This window comes from Streptomyces sp. NPDC042364 (assembly GCF_056437585.1).
This window is the reverse complement of record NZ_JBWKAJ010000029.1, coordinates 60,287-72,355: the sequence shown is the minus strand read 5'-3', so window position 1 is coordinate 72,355 and position 12,069 is coordinate 60,287. Positions and strand designations below refer to the sequence as shown.

Below are 12,069 nucleotides of genomic sequence, written 5' to 3'. Positions count from 1 at the left end.
CCGGTCCGGTCGGTCACTTGCCGACGGTGTTGCCCCACAGGGCCTTGTCGTCCACGTTGTCCTTGGTCACCAGGGGGGCGGGCAGCTGGTCCTCCAGCCCGTTCGGGATCTTGATGATGATGGAGTCGTGGTCGGTCGGGCCCGGCTCGAAGGTCTTGCCCTCGGCGGCCGCCTTGGCGTAGTACAGCGCGTACTTCGCGTACAGGTCGGCGGGCTGCGAGACGGTGGCGTCGATCTGGCCCTTGCGGATGGCGTCGAACTCCTGCGGGATGCCGTCGTTGGAGATGATCGAGATGTGCCCCTTCCGGCCGGCCGGCTTCAGCAGGCCCTTCTGCTCCAGTAGGGCCAGGGTCGGCTGGAGGAAGACACCGCCGGCCTGCATGTAGATGCCGTTCAGATCGGGGTGCTGGGCGAGCAGGCTCTGCAGCTTGGCCGAGGCGACGTCGCCCTTCCAGTCGGTGGGCAGCTCGAAGACCTTGATCTTCGGGAACTTCTCCTTCATACAGGCGGCGAAGGCCTCCGAGCGGTCGCGGCCGTTGATGGAGTCGAGCGCGCCCTGGAGCTCGGCGACCTTGCCCTTGCCGCCCAGCCGCTCACCGAGGAACTCGCACGCCTTGGTGCCGTACGCGCGGTTGTCCGCGCGCACCACCATGTAGACGTCGCCCTTGTCTGGGCGTGTGTCGACGCTGACCACGGGGATCTTCTTCGACGCGAGGGTGTCGAGGGTGGAGGCGATGGCGCCGGTGTCCTGGGGGGCCATGACGACGGCCTTGGCGCCGGTGTTCTGGAACACCTGCACGTTGGCGACGAGCTTGGTGACGTCGTTCTGTGAATTGCTGAGGGGCAGGGCGTTGATGTCGTCGGTCTTGATGTCCTTCTTCAGGTAGTCCGCGTAGGAGTTCCAGAAGTCCGAGTCGGACCGCGGCAGGTCGATACCGATGGCGGGCCTGTCGGCGGCCGAGCCGGCCGATCCCGAGCTGCTGTCGCGGTTGCACGCGGTGAGCAGGCCGAGGGCCGCGAGGGCACAGGCCGCTGCGGCGGTGGAGCGGGTGCGAGCGAACTTCATGGCCGGGTTGTCTCCTTAGCCAGGACGGGGGAGTCCCCTGAGGGCGGACCGAAGAGAGGGGAGGAGCGAGGGTCAACCGGTGTACGAGCAGCGGAGTTTGAGGGCCACGACCCTGTGGGATTCCGGGGGCGATTCCTCCGATGTATCTCGGACGACGAGGACGTTACGACGGCATTGCCGAGACTGACAAGGGGTAGTCCGCAGTGATTTCGTCGACCTTTGGGTGATCATCTGCGATGTGCCCCGGGGTCATTTCACCCATGAAGGATGTTTGACCTGTGCGGAGTAACCCCCGTGGATCAAATACATCCGAGGAATGCGTTGTCAGCCTGCCGTTCGGCCTCTACAGTCACGGTGCGCCATTCCTCCGATGACTTCTGATCTCCTATGGCAAGGGAGCTGCCCAGTGAAACTGCTACGCGTCGGCGCCCCCGGCGAGGAGCGGCCCGCGGTCCGCACCGATGACGGCCGGCTGCTGGACCTGTCCGGCGTCACCGCCGACATCGACGGCTCCTTCCTCGGCTCCGGCGGTATCGAACGGGCCCGTGCCGCCCTCGAAACGGGCGGGCTGCCCGAGCTCGACCCCACCGGCCTGCGGATCGGCGCCCCCGTCGCCCGCCCCGGCAAGATCGTCTGCGTGGGGCTCAACTACCGCGACCACGCCGCCGAGACCGGGGCCGCGATCCCCGAACGCCCCGTCGTCTTCATGAAGGACCCCGGCACGGTCGTCGGCCCCCATGACGAGGTGCTCGTCCCGCGCGGCTCGGTGAAGACCGACTGGGAGGTCGAGCTAGCCGTCGTGATCGGGCGACGCGCCCGGTACCTGGAGGGCCCCGACGAGGCGGCGGAGATGATCGCGGGCTACGCGGTCAGCCATGACGTCTCCGAGCGCGAGTTCCAGCTCGAGTACTCCGCCCAGTGGGACCTCGGCAAGTCCTGCGAGACCTTCAACCCGCTGGGCCCCTGGCTGGTCACCGCCGACGAGGTCGGTGACCCGCAGGACCTGGGGCTGCGCCTGAGCGTCAACGGCGTGAAGCGCCAGCACGGCCACACCCGCGACATGATCTTCCCGGTCCACCAGGTCGTGGCCTACCTCAGCCGGTACATGGTCCTGGAGCCGGGCGACGTGATCAACACCGGCACCCCCGCGGGCGTGGCCCTCGGCCTGCCCGGCACCCCCTATCTCCGCGCCGGCGACACCGTCGAACTAGAGATCGACGGGCTCGGAGGCCAGCGCCAGACCTTCGGCCAAGCGTGAAAGGCAGCACCCCCTTGACCACGACCCCCGCCCGGATCACCGCCGTCGACACCTACGACATCCGCTTCCCCACCTCGAGGGAGCTGGACGGGTCCGACGCCATGAACCCGGATCCCGACTACTCCGCCGCCTATGTCGTGCTGCGCACCGACGCCGGCGACGGACTCGAAGGCCACGGCTTCACCTTCACCATCGGCCGCGGCAACGACGTCCAGGTCGCCGCCATCGGCGCCCTGCGCCCCCATCTGCTGGGCCGCGCCGTCGACGAGCTGTGCGCCGACCCCGGCTCCCTCAACCGCGACCTGATCGGCGACAGCCAGCTGCGCTGGCTCGGCCCCGAGAAGGGCGTGATGCACATGGCGATCGGTGCCGTCGTCAACGCCGTGTGGGACCTGGCGGCCAAGCGGGAGGGCAGGCCGCTGTGGCAGCTCCTCGCCCACGCGGACCCCGAATGGCTGGTCTCCCAGGTCGACTTCCGCTACATCGCCGACGCCCTCACCCCCGAGGACGCACTCCGTATGCTCCGGGAGGGCAGGACCGGACTCGCCGAGCGCGAGGCGACGCTGCTGGAGCGCGGCTACCCCGGCTACACCACCTCACCGGGCTGGCTCGGCTATTCCGACGAGAAGCTCACCCGGCTCGCCGAGCAGGCCGTCGCCGACGGCTTCACCCAGATCAAGCTCAAGGTCGGCGCGGACCTCACCGACGACGTCCGCCGGATGCGCGCCGCACGCGCAGCCGTCGGGAACAAGGTGCGCATCGCCATCGACGCCAACCAGCGCTGGAACATCGGCGAGGCCGTCGAATGGACCCGCGCCCTCGCCGAGTTCGACCCGTACTGGATCGAGGAACCCACCAGCCCCGACGACATCCTCGGCCACGCCGCCGTCCGTCAGGGCGTCGCCCCCGTGAAGGTCGCCACCGGCGAACACGTCCAGAACCGCATCGTGTTCAAGCAGCTCCTCCAGGCCGGTGCCATCGACGTCCTCCAGATCGACGCGGCACGCGTCGGCGGCGTCAACGAGAACCTCGCGATCCTGCTGCTCGCCGCGAAGTTCGGCGTACCGGTCTGCCCGCACGCCGGCGGCGTCGGCCTGTGCGAACTGGTCCAGCACCTGTCGATGTTCGACTACCTGGCCCTCTCCGGCACGACCGACGACCGGGTCATCGAGTACGTCGACCACCTCCACGAGCACTTCACCGCCCCGGTCGTGATGCGCGAGGGCCACTACACCGCACCGCTCGCCCCCGGCTTCTCCGCCACCATGCACCCCGCGTCGCTCGCCGAATACCGTTACCCCGACGGCACCTTCTGGGCCGCCGACCTCGCTGCACGGGAGGAAGTCGCATGACGGATCTGACAGGGCTGCGGGCGATCGTCACCGGTGGGGCCTCCGGTATCGGACTGGCCACGGCCCGGCTGATGGCCGCGCGGGGTGCCGAGGTCGCCGTGTTCGACCTGAACCCCGCCGGGGCCACACCGCCGCTGCTCGCCTTCCAGGCCGACGTCACGGACGACGCCTCCGTACGGGCCGCCGTGGGCGCCGCCGTCGAACGGCTCGGTGGCCTGGACATCCTCGTGAACAACGCCGGCATCGGCGCCATCGGCACCGTCGAGGACAACCCCGACGAGCAGTGGCACCGGGTCCTCGACGTCAATGTCCTCGGCATCGTGCGCACCACCCGGGCCGCGCTCGCCCATCTGCGCCGCACCGCCACTGCCCGTCCGGGCACCGCCGCCGTCGTCAACACGTGCTCCATCGCGGCCACGGCCGGACTGCCGCAGCGTGCCCTGTACTCCGCCAGCAAGGGCGCCGTGCTGTCCCTCACCCTCGCCATGGCCGCCGACCACGTCCGCGAGGGCATCCGCGTCAACTGCGTCAACCCCGGCACCGCCGACACCCCCTGGGTCGGCCGGCTCCTCGACGCGGCCGACGACCCCGAGGCCGAGCGCGCCGCCCTCAACGCCCGCCAGCCCATGGGGCGCCTCGTCACCGCCGACGAGGTCGCCGCCGCCATCGCCTATCTGGCGAGCCCCGCCGCGGCCTCCGTCACCGGCACCGCCCTCGCCGTCGACGGCGGCATGCAGGGACTCCGGCTCCGACCGGCGGCCTCATGAGGACCGGAACCCTCGGCCGCACCGACGTCGAGGTCACCGAACTGGCCTACGGAGGCGCCGGCATCGGCAACCTCTACCGCCCGGTGGCCGACGAGGAGGCCGCCGCCGCGCTCGACGCCGCCTGGGACGCCGGGATCCGCACCTTCGACACGGCACCCCACTACGGCCTCGGCCTGTCCGAACGCCGCCTCGGTGAGGCACTGCGGAACCGCCCCCGGGACACCTACACCGTCTCCACCAAGGTCGGCCGCCTGCTCGTGCCCGCCGACGGCGACGGCGACGACCTGGCAGACGGCTTCGCCGTCCCCGCGACCCTGCGCCGCGTCTGGGACTTCAGCGCCGACGGCGTCCGCCGCTCCCTCGAAGCCAGCCTGGACCGCCTCGGCCTCGACCGGGTGGACATCGTCCTCCTCCACGACCCCGACGACCACGCCGAGCAGGCCCTCGACGAGGCCTACCCGGCACTGGAACGACTCCGTGGCGAAGGCGTCGTCGGCGCGATCGGCGTCGGCATGAACCAGTCCGCGCTCCCCGCCCGCTTCCTGCGCGAGACCGACATCGACGTCGTCCTCCTGGCCGGCCGCTACACCCTCCTCGAACAGGAGGGCCTCGCCCACGTGCTCCCCGAGGCCGCCGCCCGCGGCAGAAGCGTCCTCATCGGCGGCGTCTTCAACTCCGGCCTCCTCACCGACCCCGGGCCGGGCGCCACCTACGACTACGCGCCCGCCCCGGAGCCCGTCCTCGACCGCGCCCGCCGGCTCAGGGCGGTCACCGAACGCCACGGCGTGCCCCTGCGCGCCGCCGCCCTCCACTTGCCGCTCGGCCACCCGGCGGTCGCCGGCGTCCTCACCGGCGCCCGCTCGGCCCACGAGGTGCGCGACACCGTGGAGCGACTGCGGACCCCCGTACCCGCCGCCCTCTGGGACGACCTGCGCGCGGAAGGTCTGCTCGCCCCGGACGTCCCGGTGCCCACGCCCCTGACGACGCCCCTGACCAGGGGGCCCGCTGAGACAACCCCGTCACCGAAGGAGCCGTCGTGAGGGTCGCCCTGCACACCAAGGTCCGCGCCGACCGCGTCGCCGAGTACGAGGCCGCGCACCGCGAGGTCCCCGAGGAACTGACCGCCGCGATCCGCGCCGCCGGGGTCGGCGCCTGGACGATCTGGCGCAGCGGCACCGACCTCTTCCACGTCCTGGAGGTCGAGGACTACGCGGCGATGATCGCGGAGCTGGAGAGACTGCCGGTCAACATCGCCTGGCAGGCCCGCATGGCCGAACTGCTGGACGTCGTCCACGACTACTCCGCGGAGGGCTCCGACGCCTCACTGCCCGTGGTGTGGGAGCTGTGACCGGCACGGGCACGGGCGTCGGAGCGGGCACGGTGGACGGCGTCGGTGTCGTCGACGCCCACCACCACGTCTGGGACCTCTCCGTCCGCGGCCAGGACTGGATCACCGGCCCCGAACTCGCTCCGCTGCGCCGTGACTTCACCCTCACGGACCTGGAACCGGAGGCGCGTGCCGCCGGAGTCACGGCCACCGTGCTCGTGCAGACGGTCACCGTGGTGGAGGAGACCCCCGAGTTCCTGGCCCTGGCCGCCGGCAGCACCCTGGTCGCCGGGGTCGTCGGCTGGACCGACCTCACCTCGCCCGAGGTCGCCGACACCCTCGCCGGGCTGCGCGAAGGCCCCGGCGGCGAGCATCTGGTGGGCATCCGCCACCAGGTGCAGGGCGAGCCTGATCCCCGCTGGCTGGTACGCCCGGACGTCCTGCGGGGCCTGTCCGCCGTCGCGGACGCGGGCCTCGCCTACGACCTGCTGGTCAGACCCCACCAGCTCGCCGCCGCCGTGGAGGCCGCCCGGCGGCTGCCCCGGCTCACCTTCGTCCTCGACCACCTCGCCAAACCGCCCGTGGCCTCCGGCGAACTGGAGCCGTGGGCGGAGGGGATACGGCGGCTGGCCGCCCTGCCGAACACCGTCTGCAAGCTCTCCGGGCTGGTCACGGAGGCCGACTGGGACTCCTGGCGGGTTGCCGACCTGGTCCCGTACGCGGACACCGTCCTGGACGCCTTCGGCCCCCACCGGCTGATGTTCGGCTCCGACTGGCCCGTCTGCCGGCTCGCCTCCGACTACCGCGAAGTACTCGACACGGCCGAGGCGTTGGTCTCCCGGCTCAGCCCCGCCGAACGCCGGGACGTCTTCGCCGACTGTGCCGTCCGCACCTACGGCCTGCCCATCTGACCGGGGCAGGCGGACCACTGCCCCCGGCCGCGTGGCCGTGCGGCCCGGGTCAGCCGTCGGCCGGTACCGGGGGAGCGGCCCCCACCAGCGCCGCCAGCTCGTCCGGGGTCCGCGGACCGGGCGCCTGGTCGGTCAACAGCCCCTGCTCGCGCAGGAGCCGGGTGACCGCGATGCCCCAGGGCAGGCGCAACCCCGCCTGTTCGAGGAGGTCCGTACGGGCCAGCATCGCGGCCACCGGGCCCGTCCGGGCACCGGACGGGGTGAGCAGCGCCGCGTCGTCGGCCCACCGCAGCGCCAGATCGACGTCGTGCGTCGCCATCACCACGGTCGTGCCGGAGCGGCGGAGCCCGTCCAGGGTGGTGAGGAGCCGTTCCTGGCCGTCGGGGTCGAGTCCCGCGGTCGGCTCGTCGAGGATCAGCACCCGCGGCCGCATCGCCACCGCGCCGGCGATCGCGGTCCGCTTGCGCTGGCCGTAGGAGAGCAGATGGGTGGGCCGGTCGGCGAGGGCGGAGATACCGAGCGCGGCGAGCGCCTCGTCCACCCGGACCCGTACCTGGTCGTCGGGCAGCCCGAGGTTCAGCGGTCCGAACGACACGTCCTGGGCGACCGAGGCCGCGAAGAGCTGGTCGTCCGGGTCCTGCACCACCAGCTGAACGGTCGTCCGCAGCCCGGTCAGGCCCTTGCGGTCGTAGGTCACCGGCCGCCCCTCGACCGTCAACTCACCCGAACGCGGCCGGAGTCCACCGCTGAGCAGCCGCATCAGCGTCGTCTTGCCGCTGCCGTTGCGGCCCAGCAGGGCGAGCGCGCGCCCCTCGCGCACCTCGAAGTCGAGCTCACTGAGCACGGCCGGGCCGTCCTCGTACGCGAACGACGCGCCCCGCAGGGCGACGAGCACGGGCTCGCTCATGTCAGCGGCCTTTCCAGGACGAAGGTGAGAGCGGCCACGGCCGCGAGGAGGACGACGCTGACGGAGGTGAAGCGGACGGAGACCCGAGCCTCGGGCACCAGGACGCGCAGGGTGCCGTCGTAGCCCCGCCCGGCCAGGCCCGTCTGGAGCCGCGCCGCCCGGTCGAAGGCCCGTACGAACGCGGTCGCGCCGAGCCCGGCCAGGGACCGCCAGGTGGCGGCGCGGGTGGTGTGCCCGAGCCGGGCCGCCTGCGCGTCGCGGATCCGGCGTACGGAGTCCAGGAGCAGGAAGCTCATGCGGTACGTCACCAGGGCGACGTCCACCACCGGTGCGGGCACCCCGGCCCGCACCAGCCGCGGCAGCAGGTCCGACATGGGGGTGGTGAAGGCGAACAGCAGGACGCCCAGGGAGGCGGCGGAGGTCCGCAGCAGCAGCTCCGCCGCACGGACCGGACCGCCCGCGGCCAGGGTCACGAACCCGTCGGGCCCGCCGACCTGGACGAGCAGCGGCAGCGCCCCGGTCACACAGAACCCCAGCGGCACCCGGTAGGCGCGCCACAGCCGGCGACGCGGCACACCGGCCGGTCCGAGCAGCACGACGAGCGCGGTCAGCAGGACGAGGGCCGCGCCGGGCCAGGGCGGCAGCGAGATCGCGAGCACGGTGAGGCCGAGCCCGAGCACGGCCTTGTCCACGGGATGGCGGCGGCGCCAGCGACTGCTGTGCGCCGCCTCGTCGATCGGTAGCACGTGGCGTCAGACCTCTTCGGAGCCGGACCCGGCCGGCGTCCTCGCGGTCTCCTGCTGTGCCAGTGCCCGCGCCTCGCCCTGGCGGCGGCCCCGGTGCAGGCCGAAGTAGTAGGCGAGGACGCCCGCGCCGAGGGCGGCCTGGAGGGAGAACAGCGCGGACTCGATCTCACCGGAGGGCGGCTCGTACAGGGGCGAGAACCACGGCTTGTAGTCCGGCTCGATCTCGGTGATCGCGCTCTCGGCCTCCCCGTCCGCCCCCGTGAAGGGCTCCTTCTTGTGGTCGCCGAGGCCGAGAGCCAGCGGCAGCACCGCGAGCGCGGCCACCACGAGCAGCAGCAGGACGTTGATCTTCGTGTTCCGGCTCATCGCGCCACCGCCTCGCTCTTCGTCTCCCGCTTGCCCGCCACGAGCACCCCGAGCCGGGTCAGCTCGCCCTTGCTCGACTGCACCAGAAGCCGCATCACCAGCACCGTGAGCAGGCCCTCGCTCACCGCGAGGGGGAGCTGGGTGATGGCGAAGATGGAACCGAACTTGCCGAGCGCGCCCAGGAACCCGCTGCTCGGGTCGGGGAACGCGAGCGCGAGCTGGACACTGGTGACGCAGTAGGTGGACAGGTCGGCGAAGAACGCGCCGAAGAACACCGCGACCATCAACGGCACGTCGTAGTGCCGCAGCAGCTTGTAGACGGCGTATCCGGCCCAGGGGCCGACGATCGCCATGGAGAAGACGTTGGCGCCGAGTGTGGTCAGTCCGCCGTGGGCGAGCAGCAGGGCCTGGAAGAGCAGGGTGATGGTGCCCAGCACCGCCATGATCGGCGGCCGGAACAGGATGGCACCGAGTCCGGTGCCGGTGGGGTGGGAGCAACTCCCGGTGACGGACGGCAGCTTCAGCGCCGACAGGACGAAGGTGAAAGCCCCCGAGGCACCGAGCAGCAGCGTGCTCTCAGGGTGTTCCCTGACCTCACGGGTGAGTGACCGTACTCCGTGGACGACGAACGGCGCGGACGCGACACCCCAGGCGATCGCGTGCGCCGGGGGAAGGAAACCCTCGGCTATGTGCATGGCTCAGCAGACCCTCTCCAGCACCTCGTGGATGGTTGACGTGCCTTGGCCGGTCTCCTGGCTGACGGGTACCACCGCCCGTGCTCCGCCTTCCCGGGTCACAAGGACCCAGTGGCTGTCCGCGAGGACTGGAGCCGGACTTCCCGATCACAGTGGCGAGGGCCGCACCGGCATCACACCGGATTTCCCGTTCACCAAGGCGTGGTGACAGTAGTGCCCCCACAAGGCCGCTGACAAGCGCAGACGGGGGCGTGAAGGCGGTGGTGAACAGCACACACCCCGGCGCACGCCTCAGCTGTCCCACGCGCCGCACCGCGCGGGGAGGACCCAACGGCCTTGCCCGGTGCGGCGGATTTGCCGGTAGGACGGACGTCCCGGCACCGCGGGCCGCCCTTGGCCCGGACGTCGGCCCTGCGCTTGAATGCAGGCTTCACACCTTCGGTACAAGGGAGTCAGCTGTGCACCGCCCGACCCTGGCACGCAGCACGCGCCGTCTCGGCGTCCTCACCGCGACCGCGCTCGCGTTCGCCGTCGTCACCGCGGCACCGGCCGCGGCGCACACGGAGGTCGAGGCGGAGGGCGCCCGCGCCCTCGACCAGAACGTCGAGCTGACCTTCTCCGCCGAGTCGGAGTCCGCCTCCGCCGGCATCACCAAGCTGGAGGTCATCCTGCCGAAGGGCATCGCCCCCGCCGACGTCGGCTACGAAGAGGGCCCCAAGGGCTGGAAGTTCGCCGCCACCGAACGGGGCTACACCGTCTCGGGACCGAAGCTCGCGGTGGGGGAGGACGCCGAGTACGTCGTCTCCGTACGGCAGTTGCCCGACGCGAAGTCGCTGGTGTTCAAGACGCTGCAGTTCTACAGCGACGGCAAGGTGGACCGCTGGATCGAACTGGACGACTCCGGCGGCGACGGGCACGGCCACGGTCACCCCGCGCCCCGGCTGGACCTGGAGCCCGCCGCTCCCGGCGCGGAACTCGTCAGTCCCACCCCCAGCCCTTCGGAGGAGCCCTCGCCGGCGACCGCCTCGCCGGAGCCCGACCTCGAGGCCGCGGAAGCAACGGCGAAGCCCGCGGCGGACAGCACCGACGGCGACGACGGCGTCCCCCTGGCCGTGCCCCTCGGTATCGGCGCGGCCGTCCTCGCCCTCGGCGGTGGCCTGTGGTGGTGGCGCGGCCGCCGCGGCGGAGCCGCCTGACCCGTACGGACCGGACGGATGACGACGGACCGGACGGATGACGGTCTCACGGATGAAGCTCTCCTGGACGAAGGTCTGACGGATGATCTTTGAGGGATGAAGCTCGGCCGGATGGAGGTCTGACGGATGACGATCTGGTCGACGGGGGCGGCCGGGCTCGCCGTCGGCATGCTGATCGCGGCGGTGACCGCGCCCGTGGGGGTCTCGGGCGCGGTCTTCCTGCTGCCCGTCCAACTGAGCGTGCTGGGTGTGCCGAGCCCGGCCGTCACCCCGACGAACCTGCTGTTCAACGTGGTGTCCGGGCCCGGCGCCCTGTTGCGTCACCACCGCGCGGGCGCCCTGGACGGCCCTCTGACCCGCGGGCTGCTGGCGGGCACCCTGCCCGGCGTCGTCATCGGTGCCGTGGTCCGGGTCCTCGCGGTCCCCGGCGCGACCGTCTTCCGTCTCCTGGTTGCCGCCCTGCTGATGCCGCTCGGCGCGTGGCTCGTGCTGCGCACCCTGCGGCCCGCCCGCCGTGTCCAGGCGCCGGAGCCCTCGCCCCGTGCGGTCACCGGCCTGGCGCTGGTGGTCGGCGTCGTGGGCGGGATCTACGGGATCGGCGGCGGCTCCCTCCTCGGCCCGATCCTGGTGGGGCGGGGCATGCCCGTCGCCAGGGTGGCGCCGGCCGCGCTCGCCTCGACCTTCGTCACCTCCGTGGCCGGTGCCGCGGCCTTCACCCTGCTCTCCCTCACCGGCTCCGGCGACATCGCCCCCGTCTGGTCCCTCGGCCTGGCCTGCGGCCTCGGCGGTCTGCTGGGCGGCTACCTGGGCGCACTCCTGCAACCACGGCTCCCCGAGACGGCCTTGCGGCTGCTGCTGGGCACCCTGGCCACGGCGGTGGGTGTCCTGTACGCCGTACAGACGGTGCGTTGAACGCCTGCGGCCTTCCGCCGCGGGACCCTGCCGCGACCCGACCGACCCGGGCGCACATAGTGACAGGACTCCTTAGCAGACGAGCCGCCGATAACGGATGAGGGTGCAGGCGATGCTCGCGAACGCGAGGAAGTGCTCGGCCTTGCGCTCACAGCGGCGGTGGAGGCAGCGGCAGCCTGCTAGCCAGGACATGGTGCGCTCGATGGTCCAACGGTGGCGGCCCAGCCGCTGCGAGGTCTCGATCCCCCTGCGGGCGATGCGTTGCTTGATGCCACGCCCCCGTAACCATCGCCGCAGGTGGGACTAGTCGTAGCCCTTGTCCGCGTGGAGCTTGTCCGGTCTGCGTCGCCGCCCGCGGCGGGAGCGGATCGGCGGTATGCCCTTCACCAGGGGGATCAGTGCCTGGCTGTCGTGCAGGTTCGTCCCCGAGATTCCGACGGACAGAGGTAGACCCGTCCGCTCGGTGATCAGTGGATCCTCGATCCGTACTTGCCCCGGTCGACAGACATCCCACGCGTTTGCTTCGTCAAGTGTCGGCGTCACACCGACGTGCTCAGCCGCGTACG

General features: G+C 71.8%; 13 protein-coding genes, 1 pseudogene and 1 riboswitch. Of the genes and pseudogenes, 8 read left to right on the top strand and 6 right to left on the bottom strand.

The window, feature by feature from the left end; genetic code table 11:
• Nucleotides 1-13 precede the first annotated feature (13 nt).
• Nucleotides 14-1,066: a sugar ABC transporter substrate-binding protein gene (locus AC067N_RS35815; RefSeq protein WP_478683119.1), complete on the bottom strand. Its 1,053-nt coding sequence runs from the start codon at nucleotides 1,064-1,066 to the stop codon at nucleotides 14-16.
• 406 nt (nucleotides 1,067-1,472) lie between these two features.
• Here AC067N_RS35815 and AC067N_RS35810 point away from each other — a divergent pair, with 406 nt between their 5' ends.
• From AC067N_RS35810 to AC067N_RS35785, 6 genes are read left to right on the top strand one after another with little or no spacing between them, the layout of a single operon-like run.
• Complete coding sequence (locus AC067N_RS35810) at nucleotides 1,473-2,324, top strand: fumarylacetoacetate hydrolase family protein (protein ID WP_478683118.1); 852 nt, start codon at nucleotides 1,473-1,475, stop codon at nucleotides 2,322-2,324.
• A gap of 14 nt (nucleotides 2,325-2,338) precedes the next feature.
• Nucleotides 2,339-3,676: an enolase C-terminal domain-like protein gene (locus AC067N_RS35805; RefSeq protein ID WP_478683117.1), complete on the top strand. Its 1,338-nt coding sequence runs from the start codon at nucleotides 2,339-2,341 to the stop codon at nucleotides 3,674-3,676.
• A complete protein-coding gene (locus AC067N_RS35800; protein ID WP_478683116.1) occupies nucleotides 3,673-4,443 on the top strand; it encodes an SDR family NAD(P)-dependent oxidoreductase in 771 nt (256 codons plus the stop codon). The genes AC067N_RS35805 and AC067N_RS35800 overlap by 4 nt, the downstream gene beginning before the upstream one ends.
• Entirely contained in the window at nucleotides 4,440-5,483 is a 1,044-nt protein-coding gene (locus AC067N_RS35795; RefSeq protein ID WP_478683115.1) for an aldo/keto reductase, read from the top strand. Before AC067N_RS35800 ends, AC067N_RS35795 begins: the two co-directional genes overlap by 4 nt.
• Entirely contained in the window at nucleotides 5,480-5,791 is a 312-nt protein-coding gene (locus AC067N_RS35790; RefSeq protein ID WP_478683114.1) for an L-rhamnose mutarotase, read from the top strand. The genes AC067N_RS35795 and AC067N_RS35790 overlap by 4 nt, the downstream gene beginning before the upstream one ends.
• Nucleotides 5,788-6,681, top strand: coding sequence for an amidohydrolase family protein (locus tag AC067N_RS35785; protein ID WP_478683113.1), 894 nt, complete (start codon nucleotides 5,788-5,790; stop codon nucleotides 6,679-6,681). The genes AC067N_RS35790 and AC067N_RS35785 overlap by 4 nt, the downstream gene beginning before the upstream one ends.
• Nucleotides 6,682-6,730: 49 nt before the next feature.
• Here AC067N_RS35785 and AC067N_RS35780 read toward each other — a convergent pair whose 3' ends face one another.
• Genes AC067N_RS35780 through AC067N_RS35765 form a run of 4 tightly spaced genes read right to left on the bottom strand, consistent with a single transcriptional unit; the run spans nucleotide 6,731 to nucleotide 9,395 of the window.
• Complete coding sequence (locus AC067N_RS35780) at nucleotides 6,731-7,588, bottom strand: energy-coupling factor ABC transporter ATP-binding protein (protein ID WP_478683112.1); 858 nt, start codon at nucleotides 7,586-7,588, stop codon at nucleotides 6,731-6,733.
• Entirely contained in the window at nucleotides 7,585-8,334 is a 750-nt protein-coding gene (cbiQ, locus tag AC067N_RS35775; protein WP_478683111.1) for a cobalt ECF transporter T component CbiQ, read from the bottom strand. Before cbiQ ends, AC067N_RS35780 begins: the two co-directional genes overlap by 4 nt.
• A gap of 6 nt (nucleotides 8,335-8,340) precedes the next feature.
• Complete coding sequence (locus AC067N_RS35770) at nucleotides 8,341-8,700, bottom strand: energy-coupling factor ABC transporter substrate-binding protein (RefSeq protein WP_478683110.1); 360 nt, start codon at nucleotides 8,698-8,700, stop codon at nucleotides 8,341-8,343.
• The gene (locus AC067N_RS35765; RefSeq protein WP_478683109.1) at nucleotides 8,697-9,395 is read right to left on the bottom strand and encodes an energy-coupling factor ABC transporter permease; all 699 of its coding nucleotides are present in this window, start codon (nucleotides 9,393-9,395) and stop codon (nucleotides 8,697-8,699) included. Before AC067N_RS35765 ends, AC067N_RS35770 begins: the two co-directional genes overlap by 4 nt.
• 30 nt (nucleotides 9,396-9,425) lie before the next feature.
• Nucleotides 9,426-9,609: riboswitch (cobalamin riboswitch) on the bottom strand.
• A gap of 244 nt (nucleotides 9,610-9,853) precedes the next feature.
• Between AC067N_RS35765 and AC067N_RS35760 the strand changes: the two genes are divergently transcribed.
• Both AC067N_RS35760 and AC067N_RS35755 read left to right on the top strand, forming a co-directional pair.
• On the top strand, nucleotides 9,854-10,591 hold the full coding sequence (locus AC067N_RS35760) for a DUF1775 domain-containing protein (protein ID WP_478683108.1): 738 nt from the start codon (nucleotides 9,854-9,856) through the stop codon (nucleotides 10,589-10,591).
• 126 nt (nucleotides 10,592-10,717) lie between these two features.
• A complete protein-coding gene (locus tag AC067N_RS35755) occupies nucleotides 10,718-11,503 on the top strand; it encodes a TSUP family transporter (protein WP_478683107.1) in 786 nt (261 codons plus the stop codon).
• Between the two features lie 72 nt (nucleotides 11,504-11,575).
• On the opposite strand, the pseudogene AC067N_RS35750 reads toward AC067N_RS35755, so the two are convergent.
• Nucleotides 11,576-12,003: pseudogene (locus AC067N_RS35750) on the bottom strand (IS5 family transposase); the annotation flags it as partial.
• Nucleotides 12,004-12,069 lie beyond the last annotated feature (66 nt).